Below are 22,813 nucleotides of genomic sequence, written 5' to 3'. Positions count from 1 at the left end.
AAAATATGTTTAAGGAAGACTTTTTCAAGCCCGATGGCGACAAAAAATAATATCCTTAGGCATAAAATCATTGGGCATAAAAAAATCTCCCAAACTTGTTGGGAGATTTTTTTCGCTTTGATATTACTTTTTCTTTTTGGGCTTCGATAGGACGCGCGTTTTGATTATATCCAACTCTTTTTCAGTGAATTTGGCTTTTGAAAGAGTTTCTTCAAAAACTTTATTTCTGAAATCAATATCACTGTCCCTGCTAAGCGCCTTGATGAATATTCGCAAGCAGTCTTTTCTCACACCGTCAGACGCCTTGTTAAAGCCCTCTGCCATTTCTGAAAGCCCTATATAGCCGATTTGGCGTTCCAAAACTTTTATAATGTCGCTTCGGTCGGAATCGTTTTCGTCAAAGAAGCGGCTTATAAGTTCTTTTCGGTATTTGTCATTGCCGCGGTTAATCAAAACTTCGAGTATTCTGAAATCCTTTTTGTCGGCATATTTCGCCTCAAGAATTTTATCTATCGGCTCATTCATGAAAACCAAAGAGTATCTTGCGGGGCGGTACACGCTTGCATCTTTGCTCATTGCAAGCTCCGCAAGTTTGTCCGCCACGGAAGAATCACCAATGTATGCGCAGGCGTAGATTGCCTCGATTGAAACGATGTCGTTTTTGTCCTTCAAAAGAGGAGCTACTATCTTCAAGAACTTTTTGTCGCCCGAAAGCCCGAAAGAGCGTATGGCCGCGGCTTTTGCGCCGTCCGAAAGCTTGTCGAATTTTGAAAGCAATTCCGACGAGTTTTCATAGGTTCTGCCGATGTTTGCAATGCGTGCGGCATTTCTCGACACTTCGTTTTCGCCCGCGAAAAGCTTGTCCATTTCCTTAATTCCGCGCAGTTTTGCAAGCGAAAGCAACCCCGGGCGAAATTCCTCGGAGAGTGAAATTCCCAATGCCGCCTTCATATTCTTTTGCGCGATAAACTTTTCCCTTACTTCCGCAAGGGCGTTGTTTACGAGAAATTTATCAGTGTTTCGGGCTTTCGCCAAGGCTTTCAACGCCTTTGCGGCATCGGATCCGCCTATATGCCCAAGCGCGATTACCGCGGAATCTGAAATGTTCTTATCCTTTGATTTCGCCAAGTTAAAAAGCGGCTGGGAAGCTTCGGTTTTACCCCTGATTCCGAGAGCGTAAGCAGAATGTATGGCGACTTTCTTGTCTTTTGAATTTAAAAGCTTCAAGAGAATTTCGTCAACTTTCGGATTTTCAAAAGAAATCAAGACGTCGAAAACCGGCATAACATGCGCGTCTTTTGTAAGAAGCGTAGGAAGAACTTTGAGCGATTTTAAAGACGCGGAAGGCTTTAAAATTTTCGCGCAAAGCCTGAAAGCCTCGTCCGATATTTCAGGATTAGACATTGCGCACAAAACAAGCTCCTCTGCCGCCGCCATCTTTTCGGGGTTATAGGCGTCCAAAATCAACTCGTGGTACCATGCGGAAGAATCGCCGCTGTTTTTGAAAGCCAAAATGTTTTCAATTTCCGCCGCTCCCAAGAAAGAGCAGGCGCAAAACAAAAAAGCAAATGATATTTTTTTCATGCAAAGTTCTCCTTTTTTATACGAGCTGCCAGTTTCCGCGATAGGCGCGCGAGCAAAGTCTTGAAGCCTGCTCGTCACCGATTATTTTTTCGGTTTTCCAATCCCAGACGATTTTTCTGCCCGTCCGATAGGCGATTTCGCCAAGCAAACACCCCGTGTTCGTACGGTGCGCCGTTTCAATGTCTGTTATGGTTGCGCGGCGGTTTAAGACGCTGTCGATAAACGCGCTCTGGTGGCTTCCGGGAACTTCAAGCCCGTAAATTCTTTCGGAACTCGGCTTTATTTTTTCGTCGATTATTGTTATGGGATTTGACGCAAGCCTGCCTCTGTCCACCCAAATGGTGCCGTTTTCCCCGATGATTTCAAGACCCATGGGATACTTGTCGGACATTTCCACAACTTCCCCGCGCTCGTAAGTGTAGCGAACCGCAAAGCTTGTCGGCAAATCGTAAAAACCGTCCTTTTGCCATTCGACATGAATTGGCTCTATGGTCTTTGCGCCCTGCATGTGGTAGCCCATCGCCCATTGGGCAATGTCCAAATGGTGCGCGCCCCAGTCTGCTATTTTGCCGGCGCTGTATTCCGAGAAAAATCTCCAAGTCGTAAATGCCCTGTACGGATGAAACTCAACGTCCGCGGCAGGACCTAACCACATGTTCCAGTCCAAAGTGTCGGGAACTTTTTCGGGCGCAAGCGGCGGAACTTTATTGTTGCTCGGAAGTCCGATTTTTATGAGCTTAACTTTTCCTATCGCGCCGTTTCTCACAAGCTCCGCGGCGTACCAAAAATCATGCCTTGAACGCTGCCAGGAACCCGTCTGCCAAATTATACCGTTGCGCGCCACTGCGTTTGACAAATACCTGCCCTCTTCTATCGTGCGCGTCAAGGGCTTTTCTCCGTAAACATCTTTGCCCGCATTTGCGCAGGCAATGCCTATTATGGCGTGCCAATGGTCCGGGGTGGCAGTGGTAATCGCATCGATGTCCTCACGCGCCAAAAGTTCGCGAAAATCGGTGTAGATTTTTGCGTCTTTTAAATTTTTGCGCTGTTTGAATACTTCAGCCCCGCAAGTGTTGTTGTGCCCGTAGCCGTAACGGTTGTCGGACATGCAGGGGTCGCAAAGCGCAACCACCTGCACCCTCTTGTCGCCCAAAAAAGAGCTTGTGTTGTTCGAGCCCATTCCGCCCAAGCCGATTGACCCCATCACAACCCTGTTGCTCGGGGCTACAAACCCGTCCCTTCCGAGCGCGGACGCGGGAATTATGGCAGGTATAAATATCGCCGCCCCCATTCCCTTTATGAAACTTCTTCTATCCATGTTTTCCTCCTATATTTTACTTTCTAATAGTTTGTCCAAAAGGCGAAGCGCAGCCATCACCGCGAATTTGCGATTTTCATTGCGAGATTTTTTTGCGGTTATTTTTTCGCAAACCGTAAATTTTTTGCATGAGGCGGCAATGTATATGGTGCCGTCGGGTATATTAGCATCGTCCGATTTTTCGGCATAACCCGTTATTGATAGCGCCGTGTCGGAATTAAAGAGTTCGAGGGATTTTTCCGCCATTGAAACAGCGCATTCTTCGCTTACGACTCCCCTTCTTACGACGGATTTTTCAACTTTCAAAACGTCCTGCTTTACGGCGGGGGCATAGCACACAAGTGAACCCAAAAAGACTTCGCTCGCCCCCGAAACACTGACGAAGGCGTCAGCCAAAAGCCCTCCGCTGCACGATTCGGCGCAGGATAGAGTCAGTTTTTTGTGTTTTAATTTTTGCAGCAGCTTATCGGCAAGTTTCATTTTCAGTTTTCCATTCTCCAATTTGTGATGTCGTCCGAACTCGGAATTCCATCTTTGCCGAGAGACCAAACATCGAAATCTCCGTCCCCCTGCGTGCTGGGATAAGTGTAAAGATAATCGTTGCCCCACGGATCTTGCAAATTGTCTTTTGAAATGTACGGACCTTTCCACTTGTGCTCGGTTCCGACGGGCGGATATGTCAATGCTTCAAGCCCCTGGTCGTCCTCGGGATAATCGCCTATGTCTATTTTATAAGATTCAAGGGCAGAAGGCAGAGTTTCCAAAACATAAGTGCGGGCAACGATAAGTCTGCTTTTATCCATCAACTTAAAATAATTTGTGTAAAAAAACGCGCAAAGAACAAAAATAATGCCTAAAAGAATCATCATCTCGACGACGCTTACCGCCATAAATTTATCGGGCTTGTTCCTCTCCATATATAAACGCTGTTAAAAATCTCTCAATCGATTGAAATTAGAAATCCCGCCAAACAAGTCAAGACGAAAAACGTTTTTTCCACAACTTGCAAGGCAAAACACTATTTTCAATTTTCCAATTTGTAAAATACGGCGCATAATTTGTAAATCCAAAAATTCAGCCGCCTCAAAGCAAAACTTTCGATTTTTGACGGTTTAAAGAATTTTTGATTGACATTCTAAACGACGTTTAAAATATTAAATAAAAATTGATTTATATTTTATTTGCAAACAAGGAGAAAATCCGCTTAAAGTTTTATCTTTAAACCTTTATTTGCAATTTAAAAAACAAGAGGAAAACCCATGGTAATGAAAAAATTCATAAACGCACCCGAAAACCTTACCCAAGAACTTTTGGAAGGTATGTGCAAAGCTTATAACGACAAAATCAAGCTCGAAGACGGAAAAATAGTCGCAAGAGCAAAGCCGAAAAGCGAAGACAAGGTTGCAATCATCACCTTGGGCGGAGCGGGCCACGAACCCGCGCTTAGCGGATTTGTCGGTGAAGGAATGCTCGACGCGAGCGTGGTAGGCGATATTTTCGCCGCCCCGAACGCGGTTGCGGTTTTGGCGGCAATGCGCAAGTTCAAGCGCGAAGCGGGTATTTTGCTCGTTGTTTTAAACCATGCGGGAGACGTAATGAGCTCCAATATGGCAATGAAGATGGCTGAGCGCGAAGGCATAAAGTTCAAGTCGATTTTGGTTGCCGAAGACATCAGCGCAGGTCTCGACGCCCCCAAGGCTGACAGGCGCGGGCTTGCGGGCTGCATACCCCTCATAAAAGTTGCGGGAGCCGCGGCGGAAGAAGGCAAGAGCCTCGACGAAGTGTTTGCCATCGCCGAAAAATTCAACAAGCGCATTGCAACCCTCGCAGTGGCGATGACAGGTTGCACGCATCCGCAAAACGGCTCTCCCATCAGCGAACTTGCCGACGATGAAATGGAAATCGGCATGGGGCAGCACGGCGAAGGCGGCGGCGGAAGGAGCAAAATTTTATCCGCTGACGAAACTGCAAAAATCATGTTTGAAAATCTCGCCAAGGCAATCGACCTAAAACGCGGAGAAAGAATTTTCACAATCATAAACGGAACGGGAGCAAGCACTCCGATGGAGCTTTTGATAGTGTATAGAGCTGTCGCAAAGCTTGCGGAAGAAATGGGCGTTATCCTCGTAAACGGCATCGTGGACGAAATGTTGACGGTACAGGAAATGGCGGGCTTTCAAATGATTGTCTGCGCCCTCGACTACGAAAGCGAAAAGTACATAAAGGCAAAATCAAACGCGCCCTACTGGGTAAGCCTCGGAGAATAATTATGCTGACTCTCGAAAAATTAAAGGCGATGTTCGCCCTCGCCGCAAAAGTAATCACTGAGAATGAAGAATACCTCTCCAAGCTCGACGCCGCCTGCGGAGACGGAGACCACGGCGTTGCGATAAAAGGTGCAATCAACGCCGCAAACGACGCAATCCAAGCAGGAATGGATTTGAAAAGCACACTCTTTGACGCGGGGTTTGCCGCAATGTCGCATTCAAACGGCTCTACAAGCAGCATTTACGGCTCTCTTCTAATGGGAGTTTCAGACGGAATTAAAGACGGCGCGGAATCTTTAAGCGCGCAGGAGCTTGCCTCTGCTTTCAAAACGGGGCTTGAATCTATGCGCTCGACCGTGAAGGGAGATGTAGGCGACAAAACAGTGTTTGACGCCCTCATTCCTGCAATCGAAGCCATGCAGGGCGCAAATTCGGTTCTTGAAGCTCTTGAAAAAGCGTCAAACGCCGCAAAGGAAGGCGCGCAAAACACCGCGAAATTACAGGCGAAATTCGGCAGGGCGCGCAATCTCGGGGAAAAATCAATAGGCACTCTCGACCCGGGAGCTGTTTCAAACTCAATGATTTTCGAGGCATTTTTTAACGCATACAAATAAAAACATATGGCAGACAACGAAGGCAACATCGAGGCAAAAAACTTTTGCGCCGACATCGAAACAAAATCAGAAGGCTTTTTTTTGAAGGGGCTTTCGCATAACGATTGGGGTGTGAAAAACAGAATGAGCCGCATTTTCAACAAAAAAAGCGGCAACACCGTCATGCTCGCGTTCGACCACGGATACATAATGGGCCCGACGAGCGGATTGGAACGAATGGACTTGACCATCGTTCCGCTAATCGAAGACGCGGACTGCATAATGTGCACGCGCGGCACATTGCGCTCAATCGTCCCGCCGGATTGCACAAAACCCGTCGCTCTGCGCTGGAGTTCCGGCAGTACCATTCTTACAGAGCTTAACAATGAATGCCTGATAAACATAGAAGACGCAATCAGGCTTAACGCCTCAGCCCTCGCCCCGATGGTCGCAATCGGCGGGACGTTTGAGGCAAAGACAATCGAAAATCTCGCAAGAACCGCAGACATGACGGCACGCTACGGTATTCCGACCCTCGGAGTGACGGCAGTCGGCAAAGAGCTTACAAGAGACGCCCGCTACCTCGCCCTCGCCTGCCGCGTAATAGCAGAAAACGGCGCGACATTCGTTAAAACCTACTACTGCGACGAAGGCTTTGAAAAAGTCGTAGCCTCCTGCCCCGTTCCGATAGTAATTGCAGGCGGCAAGAAATTGCCCGAAAAAGACGCCCTCGAATTGGCGTACAAGGCGATAAGTTCAGGCGCAAAAGGCGTTGACATGGGCAGAAACATCTTCCAAAGCGAATGTCCCAAGGCGATGATAAAAGCGGTGCGCGCGGTCGTTCACGAAAAAATGAACCCCGAACAGGCGTTTGAGCTTTTCAGCGACTTGAAGTCGGACATTGCAAAAATCTAAACATTTTGCTTGTTTTAAATAAAAAACAACTTATAAGATTTAGAATATAAAGTTAAATAACAATGAAAAAATACATATCTGTTTTGGCGATGGTTTTCGCGTCTTTGGCATTTGTCGGATGCGCGACAACTTCACAAGAAACCTGCCCCGCGCAGTCAAAAAAATGTTTTTCAAAATTGGATAAAAAAATGTTCTACAAAGACGGAAAATTCAATCAAGAAGCGGCAAAGCAAGCCTATTTTGACATGATGGAAAAAATGGGCTATACTATCAGCGAAAACATGCGCAAGAATATGTGGGCGACCGATTTCGGCTTGGGAGACTTCCCCGCAGTCGGAATGGGTGGCATATTCTGGGTGCAAGAAAACAAGAAAAACGGTCTTTTCGGGCATGAAATTTTGCTTCTGCCCAACCAAATGCTCGTTGAACACTACCATGTTCCCGCAGACGGACTCCCCGCAAAGTGGGAATGCTGGCAGGCGAGAGCGGGAACATCATACTGCTTTGGAGAAGTCGGCGAAGAAATGTCAAAATATGACGTGAAAGTTCCCGAAAGCCAAAAGAAGTACTTTACACAAAATAAAGTCATAAAGATTTCCGCTGAAAAAGGCAATATCGCACAGCTCAACCGCCAGGAAGCAAGGCACAGCCAAATAGCGGGTCCCGAAGGCGCGATTGTCACGGAATACGGCGTTTTCCACGGTGACAATGCCCAGAGATTTACAAATCCGGGCGTGAAATTTTAAAATAATCTTAAAAAATGCAAAAAAGAGGCTCGCTCGAGTCTCTTTTTTGCGCTTCATGCCATCGCCTTTTACAATCTTCAAGGTTTTAACATTTTATAAATCATTCCAAATCTTTATCCCGCAAAGGCACAATGTGCAAAAAAAGCTTGCCCTGTACTTTTTTAATATTATGATTTAAAAATATTTTTATAATATAATGAAATTGCTACTACCTATTTATAACCTGACAGTTATTTGTTTTGCGCTTTGCGCAAATTACGTATTTGCATCTACGGTGGAAACTCCCGTATTAGGTTTTTTTTCGGGCGAAATACCCGCAAATTCCGAAGCCTATATCGGCATAACCACAACGCGTGCTCCTGTTTTTGAGGGCGTTGTTGAAAGCGTAAATGCAGGCTCCTCAAAAATTGTTGCAGGCGGAGAACCCGCTTGGAGCGCAAATCAATTTGTATTTGCGGACGGCGTTCAGCCCGAACACTACTATCTTAAAATCACCTCGGGAGAGCTTGAAGGCGCCTGGTTTGACATTTCTTCAAATGACGCATTTTCCGTTGCAATCGAAATTGGCGCGGGCGAAATTCAAAAAATCGCAAAGGGCGACTCTTTTCAAATAATCCCCCACTGGACCATGGCAACACTGTTTCCCGACGGCGGCGGATTTTCAAAAGCCACAAAAATCTCGGCAACCGCGGGTGCCACAATGCTCTATAAATACACTTCCTATGGAACAGACGGCTTGGAGTATCCGATTGGGGTGAACAGCGCGTCAATGCAGCGTTTTTATTATCGCGAACGCGGCGATATAAACAACTGGTGCGATGCCGATAAAAAAGACGCTTCAAACGTCTTGGTTGAACCCAATGCGGTGTTTGTCGCAGTCCAGCCTGATAATTCATGCACATATTCATATTCGGGCAATATACCAATGTGCGCGACATCATTTGTGTTGTTTACACTTGACAATGGCGAAGGCGTGCAAGACCAGGAAATATACATTCCCCTTCCATCTGCGGTCGATTTTGAATTGAATGAGCTCACCTCCACGCTAATCGATAGCGGCGCGTTTACCCCGTCCACATCTGTGGCGTCAAGCCCCGTTGATATTATTTACGCATATGAAAATAAAAGCTCAGGCTTAAACCTAACGCCCGACAACTCGTTCTTCTACCGCAAACGCGGCGCAACAAACAAGTGGTTAGACAAAGACAAGCAAGACGCGCAAACATATAAACTTTCAGTGGGAACAGTCCTCGTATTCCGCAAAAAAGCAACCGACGAAGAATTTTCAATCCGTTGCAAATTCACTCCAAATTATATTTCAAAATAAAACTTAATATGAAAAAAGCCATAATCTCATTATCGTTAATCCTACTTTCAACGCTTTCATATGCCGCTTGGGATTTGGGATTTGCCGTCGGCACATTCTTTGACAACACAAACGCAATGATTCAAAGCGAATATAAATTTGCCCTCGTTGTTGACATGAATAACAAAGGCTTTGGAGATGATTTCAAACTTGCCGAAGGCGATAGTTTTACGCGCGGCAATTTTATAAACAGCTCTTCTGGCTATAAAACTCTCATAACAGGCAGCCTTATGGACGCAGACGGCGAAGGCTATTTTTTCGCATATTCAAACAACTCTTTCAAATTCGACAATGATGATTACGGCTTTGCAGGCGGAGAAACTGTTGGATTGGTTGTGTGGAATACGCAAAACGATATTTTAAATCATGGAGATATGTACACCGTTATAAATCCCGCCTATACGGACACTACAAGCACGGGCAGTTCGGTAAATTGGACAATATCAACAAGCAATACCGGAAGATTTCAGTGGGAACTTTATAACAAGTCAGTCGAAGGCGATACTTCCGACAGCTTCTTTACGCTCTCAAAAACAGTGCAGGCAGGTGCAGTGCCGGAACCCTCGACATACGCCGCAATTTTCGGCGTGATTGCCCTTTGCTTTGCCGCATGCCGCAAAAGGAAGTAAAATTGATTGCCACAATGCCGCACATTCGGAAAATTTGCGTGTTTTTCTGTGCGGCATTTATATCTTATGCAATTCAAGCCCACGCGCAAACTCCGCAGAAAACAGATAAAATCAAAATCACCTCTGCATATAACATAGATGGGGATTGGATATTTAACCTCTTTGACCGCGCAAACCAAAAGGCAATAAAACTTTTTAACTATCAAGCCAATTCGGGGTTTAGAATTTTAAATTTTAACGAGGAAACACAAACTGCCACGCTCTCAACGCCGCAGGGCGTTTTTATCGTTTCATTGCAAAAAATTTCGCCAACTGAAACACAAGACAATAATAAACAAACTTCGCAAGAAGAATTAGACTTTTCAAAAATAACGTCCGACACCGCTCCACACAAAAGAATTTTAGACAATATAAAATAGCGAAAACAATATCGTTTGTAAACGCAAAGAAAATGCGGATTGGTTTTCAATCCGCATTTTCTCGTCTAAAAATTTCCCTTAATTTTGCTCAAGTTTTAACTTGAAAAATATCGGGGGCACAGGTTCAGTTTTAAAGCTTGCTTCGTATAAAGTCGAGCCGTCTTCGCCCGTGGAAGTAGATATTGTAATACCGTCTTCCCGCCAATTCTTTAAATCCGTACTCCATTGAGGAGTAATAGATACGCCTTCAACATAGCTTTGAGTGTTATACGCCAGCGAAATTTTGCCCGATGTATTGGCTTTCGCAGAACTCATAAAGTCTTTCCCAAAGGCATAGCGTTCCAAATTTGAAACATCAGCCCCATCTTTTTTTGCATTCGGCAAGGCATTCGCGCCCCAAAGATTTGAATCGACTGCCCATTGTCTGTAAGGCTTCGTCGTTTTTGATACGGGGTTTGCCTTGAAATTTTCAATGATAAACGCGCGCGAATCGTTATCGAAAGCGCTTGTAATGCCGTGGGCAGTGCGCTGCATGTAAATAATGCTTTTGTTTGCGCTCGGCATTCCGTTAAATGCTGACACAACCGCATTCGGCGAGCAAGTATTGTCAATTATGCCTGTACCAATATAGGCAGACGCCTGCGTTGATTCGCTCATTAACGCCGTGTCAAAATAAATTGTCGCGGATGTGCGGGTACTTGACGCGCTGTTAATCCAGTCGGGCCAGCCTGAACGCCGCCCAATCTTCATTCCGCCCAAGTCCGCCATTGCGGGACACCAAGGCGTAATTACACTGACATTCGGGCAAAGATACGCCGCCGCCAATGTCTGCGCGCCGCCTTGCGAAAATCCGCGAGCCGCCAAATTCTTGCCGTCCCATACAGGCAAGGCGATTGATTCGTCGGCACTTTTCATCAGCATAACCGCGCGGAGAGATTGGTAAACGCGCTTAAACATTCCGTTAAAGTAGATTTTTTTCGGATCGCCATCATCAATGCACCTGTCGCGATAATGCGGCGATTGCACCTGGCTTGTCAGTGTTTTTTCCGTCTGGTTCCCCGAATTTATGCCGTACTGTTTTACCGGATGCGGGCTTACCGACATTCCGATTATGCCGCGTTCGGCAAAGTATGTAGCGTCTCTTAGGTCTGCGCCATACGAACCCGCCCCGTAATAAGTGACGCATGCAGGCAAGGCAACGCCCGCCTTGTTTTTAGGAACAGCCAAGTAGCCCGTGGCAACTATGCCACGCAAGTTAATGTCGTTTGAAGTAAAATCAGTGCCGTATAAATCCGCGCCGTCGCAATTAACATCGAAGTAATACAAGTCATAAAGAGACTGGGAAGAATGCAAGACAAGAGTCATCACGGGTTCGACAGCCTCAACTTCCGCCTTGCGCTCAGCCCAATATTTGTCGAAGTCTGCAGGGCGAACATCAACGGTTGAAACCTGCTCGGGAGATGCCATAAAGCCGTACCTGTGAAGCATCTGCGCATTGCCTTCCGAACCTGACTCAAAAACCCCCTCGCAAACGAGTTCGGCCTGACCCGCTTCCGAGAGCGTAAATTCCAATTCCGAAGTAAGCGCGCCGCTTGCAACGGTTTTTCTGCCCAAATTCTGCGTTAATTTGTAAGTCGCACCATCGGGAGGATTGTTTATTTGGAATTTAAAAGGCTCTCCGATTTTAACAATGCCGTTTGAAAACAGCGGTACGATTTTAAACGAAGTATCGACAGGCTCGGCAGGGCGTTCAACCTTTGGAGCATCTATAAACTTCACGCCCAAACCGCCGTTTTTATAAATGAATGTCGCGGTTTGACTAAGCCCGTTAGAGTCTGTATAAACGCGGGTAGTTCCGTCAAGAGAGGAAAATCTTTCAACATTGCCAGAATCCGTAATGAGCATAAATTCATACTGCCCGTTGATTTTGGAAAAGCTCAAATAATCCAAAATGTTTGCTCCGTCCGGCAAAACAAGCCCGCCTGAAAGCGTTATGGAAGAATCGTATTCGAGCAAATTAAAGTCGAGCTTGCCCCCCTCTTTGAGAGTCAGCGTTTTCGCCTTGACACCTTTTTCGACCGCGCCAAATGTTCCGCCCTCAACTGTGATGTTCCCAAGAGAACCGCAAACCGCCAACGCGCCCTTTTTTACGATTGTATCTCCCGTAAATGAATTATTTATATTGCGGAAAGTCTGTTTGCCCACGCCGTTCATAATTATTGAAACAACACCGCTTGCGTCGCTGCCTTCCGTATGGTTGTCGCGCACAATTCCGTAGAAATCACCGCCGTTTCCAATGATTTCCAAAACGCCCGTCCTAATGGTTTTATCAAGCGACGCAACGCCCGTGCGGGTGGCAATAATGCCTGCCGAATCTTCACAGCTCGAAACTCCCCCCGCTTTTATAGTCTGCGTTAAAAGCCCATTGTTGTCGGAGCGATAGTTTGAATTTAATATAAGCGACCCTCCCCTTCCGTTTATGTTTTCGGGAAATGAAATATTTTGGGCAATTTCAACATCTGCACCGCTTACCGTGTGAATTGCAAGAATTACGTTTTTTATCTCCAAATCTTTGGTAACTTTTAAAGATGTTATGAAATTGTTTGGCTGATGCTCTCCGCTTTGCCTTCCGCCCAAATTTACCAAAGTTTCCCCCGTATCAGTTGCATAGCTTGTGATTTTTAAATTACCGCCGACATTAAACGAGCCTTGATTTGATAACCAGTTTCTCGCAAAAGCCGAATGCGAACGCCCCGAAACAGCGGCGACAAGCCTGCCATCGATTTCTTTTGTAAGACGCGTAATTTCAAGGTCCTCAGTCGTATTGAAATTACCGTCGTAAGTGATAAAAGACGTAATTGTCATTTTTAACGTTTTAAACGTCGGCGCGCCGTTAATGGAACAAATATCGTTGTACCCCGTGGCAGTCGTAAGAATTTGAACATCATCGCCGCTCGCGGGCTTGGTTTCGACAGTTTCCCCGCTTGAATTTTTCCAAACGGCATTTGACCAAGTTGTGCGATTTGCGAAATCGGATTGATAAAATTCAGCAAATGCCGAAAGCGCGACAAAAGCGGAAAAGACGGAAATATATTTTTTCATGTTTATAGCAGATAAGTATTTAATATTTATGAATGTAAAGTATATGAACCAATGTGCCGTTTCAAGCCCAAACGATAAACCTCAAAAAGATTTAACGCTTACGCTTAGCCGAAGAACTCTTTGGCGTCGGTTTTGGAGATGTTTTGCATATTGACGTATCGGGAACGGAGAAGGGATAGGTCGCGGTGTCCCATATTCAGTTGGAGGCGCGGAAGGTCGGAGTATCTTTTCGTAAAGTAGCTTGCGTAGGTATGCCTTAATACGTCTTGAACCCAAAGCCCCTTAAATCCCGAATTATCCCTGATCTGTTTCCACTTCTTAGTCCAGTTTCGGGGAGAGAGGAACTCGGTCTATATTTCAAGCAAAATATTCTTTAACTTCGGGCAAATTTCGACATGCCGAATGCCACCCGTCTTCAAGCATATCGAGCGGATTTTGATTGAGTTGTCGTCAAAATCTATGTCGCGCCATTCGAGCCGCTTGGCTTCTTTCGGACGAATTCCCGCAAGCATCATAAGCCCGACAACTTCCGCGCAGTTTTTCTTCTTCGCATTTTTTAAGAGATAAGAATCAACAACTTCATATGAAAAAAATATTTATTGTTGTCATTTTTAATAATTCTCGTTGCCTATTCAGACAAATCTAATCAAGAAGATCCTATACTTTCCATGAATGATTGTTCTGTTAAGGGATATAGCGTAAACTTAGACGTGTGTTGCAATATATTCCAATTTGAAAATCCTCAGGAAAATTCGCCTCAAGACAAGATAAACAAAATCATTTTTGCCGAATATACAGATTATGAAAACTTTATTCTTACTCGATTCCGTGAATTTACGGCAAGTTCAGACTCTCCAAATTATACCGGAGAGCTTAGAGCAACAAGTGAGGTTTTCATTAACAAACCAAATTTTCTCTCAATAAAAAATCGCTACTATTATTATAATCATGGGGCGCACGGAAATATTAAAGAATCGGGTATGAATTTCAAAATTCTTCCAAATGGCGAAATCAAACAACTGAAAATTTCCGATGTTTTCGATACATCAAAAGATTATCTTACACCACTTATCAAACTTTCCATCAAAAAGCTCAAAGCTAAATATGGTAAAGACGCATTTTGGGATGAAATGCAAAATATCGAAGCCGAAGTTCTGGAAGATCCAGAAAAAGAAAAATATATAAACTCTTTTATAATTTCTAACCGCAATTCGCTTATATTTATATTTGAAACCCTATCATTTATGCCAAATAGCTACGGAATACCCACAATCGAAATTCCAATAAATGAACTTTATTTTTATAAAGGACCTTAAAAAACACTTGTCAAAAATAAACAATAAAATCACAAAGTTGTTCAATGGCAAGGCGCAAGGGAAATTCTCTTGCGCCGTTTTTTTGGGGTGGAGGAAAAATATGAATTAAAACTAAGAGGTTGGCGGGGGTGGAATGGTTGGGGGGATTTGTTTTAGGAAGACGATGTCGCCGATTTGGGCGGCTCCTGATTTAATGATAAAAAGGGAGCAGGATTTATTTTTTACGGTGGTTGAATTAAGTATTGCCACTGCGTTCATTGATGTGTCGCAGGCGTAAAAAATTTGTTCCCACTTAGGGAAAATTTGGTAGCTGCGGATTTTTACAACCGCCCTATCCCCTTCAACTGCAACAACTGTTCCTATTTTTACGTCAAATTCGGAAAGCTCGACTTCCTCGACATTTGCAGAGTCTTTTAAACGCTTTAAGGCATTTTTGCTTCTGCGAGACTGCGCAAAAGAATCTTGCGCCCCGACAAAAATCGAAGCGCAAAGCGCGAAAATAACGAAGATTTTACTCTTCGTTATTCTTTTTAAACTGGTCGAAGCCCGGCCCCGCATTGTTTCCTTCGCCTTCAAAGAATCCGTGAAGCTGGCGTTTGCGCGTCGGATGGCGCATTTTACGCAAGGCTTTCGCCTCTATTTGGCGTATGCGTTCGCGCGTCACGTCAAATTGCTTTCCGACTTCTTCAAGCGTGCGCGAATAGCCGTCCTGCAAGCCGAAGCGCAAGCTTAGCACATTGCGCTCGCGCGGAGTCAGGGAATTTAGAACGTCCATAAGCTTTTCGCGAAGTAAAGAATATGCCGTCATGTCGTACGGATTTTCGGCGTTTTTGTCTTCGATGAAATCTCCGAAGTTTGTGTCATCGGAATCACCTACGGGGCTTTGCAGGGAAATCGGTTGCTGCGCCATTTTCATGATGGACTGCACTCTTTCAACGGGCATATTCATTTCGTTTGCGACTTCTTCCGGAGTCGGCTCGTGCCCCAATTCCTGCAAGAGCTGTTTTTGGATTTGCATTACCTTGTTCAAGGTTTCAATCATATGCACGGGGATGCGGATTGTGCGCGCCTGGTCTGCGATTGAGCGCGTAATTGCCTGCCTGATCCACCAAGTTGCATATGTCGAAAATTTATAGCCGCGGCGGTATTCAAATTTTTCAACCGCTTTCATAAGCCCCATGTTTCCTTCCTGAATCAAGTCCAAGAAGTTAAGACCGCGATTTGTGTATTTTTTTGCGATTGAAATCACGAGCCTCAAATTTGCGCGCACCATTTCGGTTTTTGCCTTGTGGGCTTCGCGCATATCGTGGCGGACTTCCTTTACCAAAGTGAGAAGTTCGGCGGGGTCAAGGCGGTACATGTTGCGAATGTTTATCAGACGCTCCTTGATTTTGCCAACGTCGCCGATTTTAATTTTTTTGCCGCTCTTTTCAAAAGCTTCAAGCTTGAAAAGGCTGTCTTCGACTTCCCTCAAAACGGGGGAAAGTCCGTCCAAAAATTCCTCAAAGACTTTGAGCTTGAATTTATAGCCCTTGTAGATGTCTTTCAGCTTTGTTTCGAGATTTTTAAAAGAGGTCAAATAGCGTTTTTGAAGGGAGGGATTTGACGCTTTTTCGTAAGATTCCCAAGCCTTTTCAAGCTTGTCTTCCAAGGCTTCAGCCTCTTTTAAATATTTGGGAAGCTCGTCCTTGAAATACTTTTCGCGGCTGTCGATTTTTTTGTCGAGAACGATTTTATCGAAACGCTCTTCGCGGTTAATCAGCTTTTTTGCAAGGTCGATTTGGAATCGGTTTGTGAGAGCTACCGAAAAGAGAGCTTTCGTTGCCTTGTTTTCCGCCTGCTCTATCCTGCGGGAAATTGAAACTTCCTGCTCGCGCGAAAGCAGGGGAACCTGCCCCATCTGCTTTAAATACATTCTTACGGGGTCGTCGAGGTTGTCCGCCTGCGATGCGCGCACCTGCTTGTCTTCCGCCTCGACTTCGCGCTGTTTAAAGCCTTCGACTTCGTCGGTGTCCAAAATATCCACGTCCAAATTTTCGAGAATATTTATGATATTTTCGATTTCGTCGGGATTGTTTAAGTTTTCCGTCAAATTTTCATTGATGTCTTGAACGGTAAGATAGCCCTGCTCTTTCGAGATGTTTACAAGGTGCAATATCTTGTCGTTCAGCACTTTTTTGTGCTTTGAATTTGAAACGTTTTCGCCCTTGTCAAAGACCACTTGTTCCGCCGCCGCTTTCAGCATTTCCATCTTTTGCGGAATGGCGGTCTTCGCCGTCTGGGGGGCGTTTACTACGATTTTCTTTGCTTTTGCGTCGATTTTTTTCGGCTCTTCTTTCTTTTTCGGAGCGGTTTTTTTATCAGACGCCTTTTTGACTGCTTTTGAGGGGATTTTTGCGGGCGCCTTCGCTTTCGTGGTTGGCGCCTTTGAGATTTTTTTGGCGGCGGGCTTTTCCGTTTTTTTGGCGGGAGCCTTTGCCTTTGCGACAGAGGTTTTCTTTGCCGCCGCCGGTTTTGATGTTTTTTTCACCGTTTTTTTGACTGTCGTTGCTTTGGTTGACATAAATATTTATATCGTTATATTTATTATATAATAAATTTCGTTTCCCGCAAAAGGCTCCTAATCGAGCTTATTTGTTTCAATGCATCTCTTTTTTCATCTTTTGACGAGACGGGACTGTCCATTATTTTTTGAAATTTCAAAATTTCTTTCTCGCAATAATTTTTATGTATTTTTTCAAAACATTTAGAGGCGACCGAAACGGGATTTTCTATCTCGTCTTTCGGAGTCGTCATGATTTTATAGGCAATGTTCCTTTCGGCTTCATCTTCTATTTCTGATACGTCAAACTGCTCCCCGCTGCGGTAATACGCAATCAGACGCCTTAGCAAATTGCACTGCGCGTCCCCGCCGTCAATCCAAACGGGATCAATGCAATTAGATAAAGCTTCCGCGATGTCGGGATAATTTAAAGCTATAAGTAATACATCATAAACGGCATTTGTCAATACTTGGTGCGAATTCTTGTCGGTTTTGGAGTCCGTTTGTGAAAATTCATCGGAATAACGCGCAAGGTAATCTTTCACTACCGCGTCGAAGTTCGCGCCAAGCCTTGAAGAAGCCTCCCTTAAAAATTCGTATTTGGCGACATGAGAAGACGCGCATGAAACAAAGGAATAAATGTCCTCCAATATCTGCCGCTTGTCGCCGACTGACGGATTTGGGAAAGCCCGCTTAAAGCCGTCAACCATAAACGAAACCGCCGTAGATTTGTTTTCAAGGAGATTTTTTACGCCATCTGCGCCGTTTTTCAATATGAGAGTGTCGGGGTCTTCGCCTTCGGGAATGACACACACATAAGGTTCGACGTTGCAGGAAAGCATAATAGGCAAAACCCTGCGCGCCGCTTTCTGCCCCGCATTGTCGCCATCGAGCATTAAAACGGACTTTTTGACGTGGCGTTTTATCAGGTTAAACTGGTTTTCGCCAAGGGCAGTCCCCTGCCCCGCCACCGTGTTTTGAAAGCCTGAAACATACATTCTGAGTGCGTCAATCTGCCCTTCTACTATTATGAAGTAGCCAAGCTCTATTGCGGACTTTCTCGCGCGATGGAAATTAAAAAGCATATTCTGCTTCTTGAAAATCGGAGTTTCGGGAGAATTTACATATTTGCCCTCTTCGTAGTCTATGTCAGTGGGCGTAAGAGATGTTTTGCGGGCTGTAAAGGCGACAACTCTGCCCTGGACGTCGCAAAGAGATATCATGAGCCTGCCCCTAAAACGCGGCATAAGCCCCATGACGCTCGTTTTGTTTCGCGGCGCGAAGAAAAGCCCCGATTCCACAATCGCTTCGTAAGAATATTTTTTTTCTATTTCAGCCTTAAATTCCGACCAGTCAACGGGCGACATTCCTATGCGAAGCTCGTCTTCCGAGCCTTCTTTAAACATGCGCTCTTCGTGCCAATATTTGCGGGCGGCTTTGCCGAAATCAGAATTGCCTTTAAAAACTTTTAAAAACCAGTTTGCCGCATCTTCGTGGATATCGAAAATCTGCTTTCGCAAAGACTGCCCCGCCTTGCTCACCGCGCCGCGCGAAGCGTCGTATTCGAGCGGAATGCCGAAGCGGTTTGCGATAAACTCCACAGATTCGGGAAAATTCAGCCCCTCTTTGGTTTGCACGAACTTAAATATGTCCCCGCCCTGGCTCGTGCTGAAACAATAGTAAAAGCCCTTGTCGGGGTAAACGAAAAAAGAAGGCGTTTTTTCCGAAGTGAAAGGGCTAAGCCCCTTGAAGCTCGCACCCGCCCTCTTCAAGCTCACATAAGACGAAACAAGGTCAACTATGTTAACCCTGTTTCTTACTTCCTCAATAGAACTGTCTTTTATGCGGGGCATTAAAACAGTATATCCGTTCTTTTTGGGAAAATATTGCAGATTTTATTCGGCAGCGGGAATTTTTTTTATTTCCTCTTCGACTTCCGCACGCAAAGGATGGTTTTTATCCGCGTACTGCAAGAAGAGAATATAGTTATACCTCGCCTCTTCGTAATTTTTCAAAATAACGTAAGTGCGGGCAAGACCAAGCATAATTTCGGGATTGTTCGGGAATTTTTCGCGCGCGGCGTAAATGGTATCCAAAAACTTTTCAACCGAAAATACCTTGTTTGCAGCGTTCAAATATAAGATGGTGTACTCTACGCTTTCAGGAGAGGCATTCAAGGCTTCCTTTGCGGAATAGAAAGCGGACTTGTTGTCGCCCTTTGCAGTGTAAACCTTTGAAAGAGACGCCCAGGCAACCGCCGATTTCGGGTGTTTTGAAACGACAGTCTGAGAAATTTTTTCAGCCTCCTTTATTTCGCCTTTTTCGATGAGCTTCTCGCTCGCTTCCGAAGCGTATTCAGGCATAAGCAGGCGTTCTTTTGCAAGGCGTTCCTCTTCGATTTTTCTTTCCGCTTCAAGCTTCTTTTGCTCTTCCAATCTCTTGGCTTCGGCAATTTTGCGCTCTTCTTCGGCTTTTTCCTCGTCGATGCGCTTTTGCTCTTCAAGCTTCTTCTGCTCTTCTATTTTTTTTGCCTCTTCCGCCTTTCGCGCTTCCTCTTCTTTTTTGGCTTGCTCTTCCTTCTGCTTTTGCAGGGCTTCTTCAGCCTCTCTCATTTTCCTGTTAAACTCGTCTATATGGGCGCGCAAATTGGGGAACTTTTCCTTTACAAGCTCCGCGTCGAGTTTTTCAAGCTCATCGAAATATTTTATCAAATTCGGCATATCTCCCTGCGCCAAAGAGATTTCCACCAATCCTTCCAATATTTCCGACCTGAGCTTGGCGTCGTCTGCGGGCGCGGATTTGTACGCACCCAAAAGCCAGTTTTTAGACTGCTCCAAGTTTTTTATTTTTAAAAACAACGCCCCTATGCGTGCTGATTCCTCGGCATTCGCGCTTCTTCCCGCATTCTTGATTGCGGAAAAATAGGCGTTTAAGGCGTCCTCAAACATTCCAGCAAGCTCCAAATTGCGCGCAAGAGACTTCCATGCAAGAAGGCTCTTTGGGTTTTTCTGCAAATATTTCTTGTAGGCGTTTATTGCGAGGTTTGGATTGCCCGCCTTTTCATAGGCGGAAGCCGCGTAAACGTACATGTCTGAATCCGACAAATTTATGTCGCCCGCTTTTTCAAAATACTTTCCGGAAGTAAGATGGTTTCCTTTGTCGGCATAGGCATATGCAAGGGCTTCAAATATTTTTACGTCGTCTCCATAGCTTACAAATGCGGCTTCGAGGCTGTCGATAGCCTTATCAACTTTTCCGGCTTGTATTAACTGTTGGGAATTTGCAATTACTTCCTCCACCTCTTTTGAAATTCTGAGCTGTTTTTCTTCGGGAGTTTCGGGCTTGCAAGCGGCAAGGGATGCCGCCGACACTGCGGCAATGGTGAAAAGCTTAAAATTTTTTAAAAAATTCATATTTCGCGATTTTAAATTCAGTTTTTTAAAATATTGTAAAATAAAAAAATCTTTGCAAATTTTATTTTCAAATTATTTCATATTTTTAAATCGATAGAATAAAAGATGGGAGTTTTTTCAAAATATGCCACTCTGCTTGCGCATTTATTTTGCGCGACAATCCCATCTTTTGCCTATGTAGAGGAATTTAAGGACGCAAACGACATATTGTTTGAATATAAGCTTGCCGATTTTTCAAAACGCGACTATGCCGAAGCGGTAAACGCCGTCTTTTCGGAATTCGAGAAATCCGCGCTATGCCAAATAAAGCCTAAAACAAAAGGTAAAGTCGGGCTTAAAATCTACACAAATTCTGGCGCGGGGCTTGCGACTCCCCAAAATCTGGTAATTGCGGTAATAGAAGAACTGAAAAAGCGCGGCTTTAAAAGCGAAGACATTTGCATAGTTGACATGTCAAAGCGAAAAATGCGCGAATCGGGCTTTCTTCCAAAATATTCGGAAATCAAGCTCGGTTCGAAAGACAACTTCATGGGTTCTCCCGTCCGCGACATCGAAAGCGGAGAGTTTTTGAACAAAAATTGGTTTTACGACAACCCGCTGATGCCGCGCGATTTGCAAGCGGGAGTTTTTCGCGACGAAAAATTCAACAAAGAGGCGAGAAAAAGCTACCTGCCAATCCCACTGTTTCTTACGGTCGATTTTTGGATAAACCTGCCCGTAATCACAGACATGCAGGGAATCGGGGTGTGCGCCGCCCTCGGAAACATCACAATTTGGAACATGTCAAACAACGAAAGGTTTTTTTCAAGCCCCGCTAACGCCCCTATCGCTCTTGCGGAAGTCGCGGCAATTCCCGAATTAAAAGACACAATGCTTTTTACGATACTATCATACGAAAAAGTCCAGTTTGTCGGCGGAAGCGTGTTTAACGCGGCTTTCACTTCGTCGGAAAAGCTCCTGTACGCGTCGGCAAATCCCGTTATTTTGGACTTTTTTGCGCTCGACTACATAAACTGCAAGCGCGTTGAAAAAGGTTTCAAGCCCATTCCCGTCCCGCCGATTTTTGAGTACGCAAGGCAAATGCAGCTTGGCTCTCCAAGACCCTCTGACATAAAATTTAAATCCGTAAAAAATGCAAACTAACCCTAACGAACTCTTTGACGAGGTTGACAGTTGCGACCGTGTAATAGCTCCCCGAACCCGCGCAGAAATTCACAAAAACAAACTGCGCCACAGGGCGGTTCACGCTATTTTCTTCGATTTCAAAAACCGAATTCTGCTTCAAAAACGCTCCGCCTCAAAAGACAGCTATCCGCTCGCCTACACCACCTCCTGCTCAGGGCATGTTGATAGCAACGAAACATACGAAGACGCCCTCATAAGGGAAACAAAGGAAGAATTGGGCGTAAAACTCTCCCTTAAAGACTTCAAATACATAGGGAAATTGGAAGCATGCGAAGAAACGGGGTGGGAATTTACGAAAGTTTACGCCTGCCGCGCCGAAATGCGCTTCAACCCTCCCGCAGACGAAGTCGCAAGCCTTGACTGGGCCGAGATAAAAGATTTTGAAGCCGACGCCAAGGCAAACCCGCGCAAATACACCCCGTCTTTTTTAAAAGTGTACGAATTTTTCAAGTCAAAATGCCGAGTTTTAGATTGAAAATTTTGTTGTAAAACAAGTTTAAATCGTTTTTTTTAAAAAGATATTTATGACAATTAAAGAATTTTCAGGCGTCTGGACGGCTATTGTAACGCCGATGAACGAAAACGGTAAAGTCGATTACGGCTCGCTGGAATCCCTTGTTGAAAAGCAGGTTGAAGGCGGCGTAAGCGGCATCGTGGCAGTGGGAACAACGGGGGAATCCCCTACGCTCACGCCCAAAGAGCATATCGAAGTGATTGCAAAAATACACGAATTTGCGGCGGGCAGAATTCCCGTCGTTGCGGGCACGGGCTCTAATTCCACCGCAGAATCGATTGATATGACAAAAGAGGCTGACGAAATCGGAGTCGAGGGCTTTTTAATTGTAGCCCCCTACTACAACAAGCCGACACAAGAAGGGGTTTTTCTGCACTTTTCGGAAATCGCAAAAATCACCGAAAAGCCGATAATTTTATATACGATTCCGGGACGCTGCGGCATCGGCATTGAAAATGAAACGGCTCTGCGCCTTCGCAACGCCTACCCTAATTTCATCGCGATAAAGGAAGCCGGCGGCAAGGTTGAAAAAGTTCGGGACATGTACGCAAAAGCGCAAGGAAAAATGAACGTTTTAAGCGGCGACGACGGACTTACCGTAGAATTTATGAAAAGCGGCGCAAAGGGCGTTGTAAGCGTCGCTTCAAATTTGATACCCGCCCCGATGGTCGAGCTTGTAAACTTCTGCCTGAATTCCCAATGGGAAAAAGCCGAAGCTCTCCATGAAAAGCTATTCCCGCTCTTCAAAGATTTGTTCATCGAACCCAATCCCGTTCCCGCGAAATATGCCTTGGCAAAAACGGGAATGATTGCGACTTCCGCCGTAAGGCTTCCCCTTTGCAGAATGTCCGACGAACACTGCATAAAGCTCATGCAAACATTAAACTCTTTAAACCTTATATAA

The 22,813-nt window shown here is 45.2% G+C and carries 21 protein-coding genes; 11 read left to right on the top strand and 10 right to left on the bottom strand.

Annotated features, from left to right (window positions below; translation table 11 throughout):
- Positions 1-123 precede the first annotated feature (123 nt).
- From MOX91_RS04320 to gspG, 4 genes are read right to left on the bottom strand one after another with little or no spacing between them, the layout of a single operon-like run.
- On the bottom strand, positions 124-1,584 hold the full coding sequence (locus tag MOX91_RS04320) for a HEAT repeat domain-containing protein (protein ID WP_370396853.1): 1,461 nt from the start codon (positions 1,582-1,584) through the stop codon (positions 124-126).
- 16 nt (positions 1,585-1,600) lie between these two features.
- Complete coding sequence (locus tag MOX91_RS04315; protein ID WP_370396852.1) at positions 1,601-2,902, bottom strand: Gfo/Idh/MocA family protein; 1,302 nt, start codon at positions 2,900-2,902, stop codon at positions 1,601-1,603.
- Between the two features lie 9 nt (positions 2,903-2,911).
- Positions 2,912-3,382, bottom strand: a complete 471-nt coding sequence (locus MOX91_RS04310; RefSeq protein ID WP_370396851.1) for a CinA family protein — start codon at positions 3,380-3,382, stop codon at positions 2,912-2,914.
- A 2-nt stretch (positions 3,383-3,384) separates the two neighbouring features.
- Positions 3,385-3,819 carry a type II secretion system major pseudopilin GspG gene (gspG, locus tag MOX91_RS04305; RefSeq protein ID WP_370396850.1) on the bottom strand — a complete coding sequence of 145 codons (435 nt, stop codon included), beginning with the start codon at positions 3,817-3,819 and terminating at the stop codon, positions 3,385-3,387.
- 342 nt (positions 3,820-4,161) lie between these two features.
- Here gspG and MOX91_RS04300 point away from each other — a divergent pair, with 342 nt between their 5' ends.
- The 7 genes from MOX91_RS04300 (at position 4,162) to MOX91_RS04270 (ending at position 9,837) form a co-directional block, all read left to right on the top strand.
- Positions 4,162-5,169, top strand: coding sequence for a dihydroxyacetone kinase subunit DhaK (locus MOX91_RS04300; protein ID WP_370396849.1), 1,008 nt, complete (start codon positions 4,162-4,164; stop codon positions 5,167-5,169).
- A 2-nt stretch (positions 5,170-5,171) separates the two neighbouring features.
- Positions 5,172-5,783, top strand: coding sequence for a DAK2 domain-containing protein (locus MOX91_RS04295; RefSeq protein ID WP_370396848.1), 612 nt, complete (start codon positions 5,172-5,174; stop codon positions 5,781-5,783).
- Between the two features lie 6 nt (positions 5,784-5,789).
- Positions 5,790-6,677: a 3-hydroxy-5-phosphonooxypentane-2,4-dione thiolase gene (lsrF, locus tag MOX91_RS04290; RefSeq protein WP_370396847.1), complete on the top strand. Its 888-nt coding sequence runs from the start codon at positions 5,790-5,792 to the stop codon at positions 6,675-6,677.
- A gap of 62 nt (positions 6,678-6,739) precedes the next feature.
- The gene (locus MOX91_RS04285; RefSeq protein ID WP_370396846.1) at positions 6,740-7,423 is read left to right on the top strand and encodes a cupin domain-containing protein; all 684 of its coding nucleotides are present in this window, start codon (positions 6,740-6,742) and stop codon (positions 7,421-7,423) included.
- Between the two features lie 196 nt (positions 7,424-7,619).
- Positions 7,620-8,750 carry a TIGR02597 family protein gene (locus MOX91_RS04280; RefSeq protein ID WP_370396845.1) on the top strand — a complete coding sequence of 377 codons (1,131 nt, stop codon included), beginning with the start codon at positions 7,620-7,622 and terminating at the stop codon, positions 8,748-8,750.
- Between the two features lie 8 nt (positions 8,751-8,758).
- A complete protein-coding gene (locus MOX91_RS04275; protein ID WP_370396844.1) occupies positions 8,759-9,418 on the top strand; it encodes a PEP-CTERM sorting domain-containing protein in 660 nt (219 codons plus the stop codon).
- The gene (locus MOX91_RS04270) at positions 9,400-9,837 is read left to right on the top strand and encodes a hypothetical protein (protein ID WP_370396843.1); all 438 of its coding nucleotides are present in this window, start codon (positions 9,400-9,402) and stop codon (positions 9,835-9,837) included. Before MOX91_RS04275 ends, MOX91_RS04270 begins: the two co-directional genes overlap by 19 nt.
- A 78-nt stretch (positions 9,838-9,915) precedes the next feature.
- Here MOX91_RS04270 and MOX91_RS04265 read toward each other — a convergent pair whose 3' ends face one another.
- Both MOX91_RS04265 and MOX91_RS04260 read right to left on the bottom strand, forming a co-directional pair.
- On the bottom strand, positions 9,916-12,939 hold the full coding sequence (locus MOX91_RS04265; RefSeq protein WP_370396842.1) for an acetylxylan esterase: 3,024 nt from the start codon (positions 12,937-12,939) through the stop codon (positions 9,916-9,918).
- 350 nt (positions 12,940-13,289) lie between these two features.
- Entirely contained in the window at positions 13,290-13,454 is a 165-nt protein-coding gene (locus tag MOX91_RS04260) for a hypothetical protein (protein WP_370396841.1), read from the bottom strand.
- An 84-nt stretch (positions 13,455-13,538) separates the two neighbouring features.
- Here MOX91_RS04260 and MOX91_RS04255 point away from each other — a divergent pair, with 84 nt between their 5' ends.
- Positions 13,539-14,255 (top strand): PdaC/SigV domain-containing protein, encoded by a 717-nt coding sequence (locus MOX91_RS04255; RefSeq protein ID WP_370396840.1) that lies wholly within the window; start codon positions 13,539-13,541, stop codon positions 14,253-14,255.
- A 111-nt stretch (positions 14,256-14,366) separates the two neighbouring features.
- Here the strand turns inward: MOX91_RS04255 and MOX91_RS04250 are convergent, their stop codons facing one another.
- From MOX91_RS04250 to MOX91_RS04235, 4 genes are read right to left on the bottom strand one after another with little or no spacing between them, the layout of a single operon-like run.
- Entirely contained in the window at positions 14,367-14,813 is a 447-nt protein-coding gene (locus tag MOX91_RS04250) for a hypothetical protein (protein ID WP_370396839.1), read from the bottom strand.
- A complete protein-coding gene (gene rpoD / locus MOX91_RS04245) occupies positions 14,767-16,818 on the bottom strand; it encodes an RNA polymerase sigma factor RpoD (RefSeq protein WP_370396838.1) in 2,052 nt (683 codons plus the stop codon). The genes MOX91_RS04250 and rpoD overlap by 47 nt, the downstream gene beginning before the upstream one ends.
- Before the next feature lie 23 nt (positions 16,819-16,841).
- Positions 16,842-18,650 (bottom strand): DNA primase, encoded by a 1,809-nt coding sequence (dnaG, locus tag MOX91_RS04240; protein WP_370396837.1) that lies wholly within the window; start codon positions 18,648-18,650, stop codon positions 16,842-16,844.
- 42 nt (positions 18,651-18,692) lie between these two features.
- Complete coding sequence (locus MOX91_RS04235; protein WP_370396836.1) at positions 18,693-20,210, bottom strand: tetratricopeptide repeat protein; 1,518 nt, start codon at positions 20,208-20,210, stop codon at positions 18,693-18,695.
- A gap of 105 nt (positions 20,211-20,315) precedes the next feature.
- Here MOX91_RS04235 and MOX91_RS04230 point away from each other — a divergent pair, with 105 nt between their 5' ends.
- From MOX91_RS04230 to dapA, 3 genes are read left to right on the top strand one after another with little or no spacing between them, the layout of a single operon-like run.
- Positions 20,316-21,353 (top strand): DUF362 domain-containing protein, encoded by a 1,038-nt coding sequence (locus MOX91_RS04230; RefSeq protein WP_370396835.1) that lies wholly within the window; start codon positions 20,316-20,318, stop codon positions 21,351-21,353.
- Entirely contained in the window at positions 21,343-21,870 is a 528-nt protein-coding gene (locus tag MOX91_RS04225) for an NUDIX hydrolase (protein ID WP_370396834.1), read from the top strand. The genes MOX91_RS04230 and MOX91_RS04225 overlap by 11 nt, the downstream gene beginning before the upstream one ends.
- Positions 21,871-21,919: 49 nt before the next feature.
- Positions 21,920-22,813 (top strand): 4-hydroxy-tetrahydrodipicolinate synthase, encoded by an 894-nt coding sequence (gene dapA / locus MOX91_RS04220; RefSeq protein ID WP_370396833.1) that lies wholly within the window; start codon positions 21,920-21,922, stop codon positions 22,811-22,813.

The organism is Intestinicryptomonas porci, assembly GCF_033971905.1.
Lineage (GTDB): Bacteria > Verrucomicrobiota > Verrucomicrobiia > Opitutales > Intestinicryptomonadaceae > Intestinicryptomonas > Intestinicryptomonas porci.
Note: the sequence above shows the minus strand (reverse complement) of the source record. Positions and strands in the feature narration are given on the sequence as shown.

Excerpts from the sequence above, each read along its gene's own strand:
- MOX91_RS04265 (WP_370396842.1), bottom strand. The coding sequence starts at position 12,939 with ATGAAAAAATATATTTCCGTCTTTTCCGCTTTTGTCGCGCTTTCGGCA.
- dapA (WP_370396833.1), top strand. The coding sequence starts at position 21,920 with ATGACAATTAAAGAATTTTCAGGCGTCTGGACGGCTATTGTAACGCCG.
- MOX91_RS04235 (WP_370396836.1), bottom strand. The coding sequence starts at position 20,210 with ATGAATTTTTTAAAAAATTTTAAGCTTTTCACCATTGCCGCAGTGTCG.
- rpoD (WP_370396838.1), bottom strand. The coding sequence starts at position 16,818 with ATGTCAACCAAAGCAACGACAGTCAAAAAAACGGTGAAAAAAACATCA.
- MOX91_RS04260 (WP_370396841.1), bottom strand. The coding sequence starts at position 13,454 with ATGATGCTTGCGGGAATTCGTCCGAAAGAAGCCAAGCGGCTCGAATGG.
- MOX91_RS04315 (WP_370396852.1), bottom strand. The coding sequence starts at position 2,902 with ATGGATAGAAGAAGTTTCATAAAGGGAATGGGGGCGGCGATATTTATA.
- dnaG (WP_370396837.1), bottom strand. The coding sequence starts at position 18,650 with ATGCCCCGCATAAAAGACAGTTCTATTGAGGAAGTAAGAAACAGGGTT.
- MOX91_RS04275 (WP_370396844.1), top strand. The coding sequence starts at position 8,759 with ATGAAAAAAGCCATAATCTCATTATCGTTAATCCTACTTTCAACGCTT.
- MOX91_RS04295 (WP_370396848.1), top strand. The coding sequence starts at position 5,172 with ATGCTGACTCTCGAAAAATTAAAGGCGATGTTCGCCCTCGCCGCAAAA.
- MOX91_RS04230 (WP_370396835.1), top strand. The coding sequence starts at position 20,316 with ATGGGAGTTTTTTCAAAATATGCCACTCTGCTTGCGCATTTATTTTGC.
- MOX91_RS04310 (WP_370396851.1), bottom strand. The coding sequence starts at position 3,382 with ATGAAACTTGCCGATAAGCTGCTGCAAAAATTAAAACACAAAAAACTG.
- MOX91_RS04300 (WP_370396849.1), top strand. The coding sequence starts at position 4,162 with ATGGTAATGAAAAAATTCATAAACGCACCCGAAAACCTTACCCAAGAA.
- MOX91_RS04270 (WP_370396843.1), top strand. The coding sequence starts at position 9,400 with ATGCCGCAAAAGGAAGTAAAATTGATTGCCACAATGCCGCACATTCGG.
- MOX91_RS04280 (WP_370396845.1), top strand. The coding sequence starts at position 7,620 with ATGAAATTGCTACTACCTATTTATAACCTGACAGTTATTTGTTTTGCG.
- gspG (WP_370396850.1), bottom strand. The coding sequence starts at position 3,819 with ATGGAGAGGAACAAGCCCGATAAATTTATGGCGGTAAGCGTCGTCGAG.
- MOX91_RS04285 (WP_370396846.1), top strand. The coding sequence starts at position 6,740 with ATGAAAAAATACATATCTGTTTTGGCGATGGTTTTCGCGTCTTTGGCA.
- lsrF (WP_370396847.1), top strand. The coding sequence starts at position 5,790 with ATGGCAGACAACGAAGGCAACATCGAGGCAAAAAACTTTTGCGCCGAC.
- MOX91_RS04320 (WP_370396853.1), bottom strand. The coding sequence starts at position 1,584 with ATGAAAAAAATATCATTTGCTTTTTTGTTTTGCGCCTGCTCTTTCTTG.
- MOX91_RS04250 (WP_370396839.1), bottom strand. The coding sequence starts at position 14,813 with ATGCGGGGCCGGGCTTCGACCAGTTTAAAAAGAATAACGAAGAGTAAA.
- MOX91_RS04225 (WP_370396834.1), top strand. The coding sequence starts at position 21,343 with ATGCAAACTAACCCTAACGAACTCTTTGACGAGGTTGACAGTTGCGAC.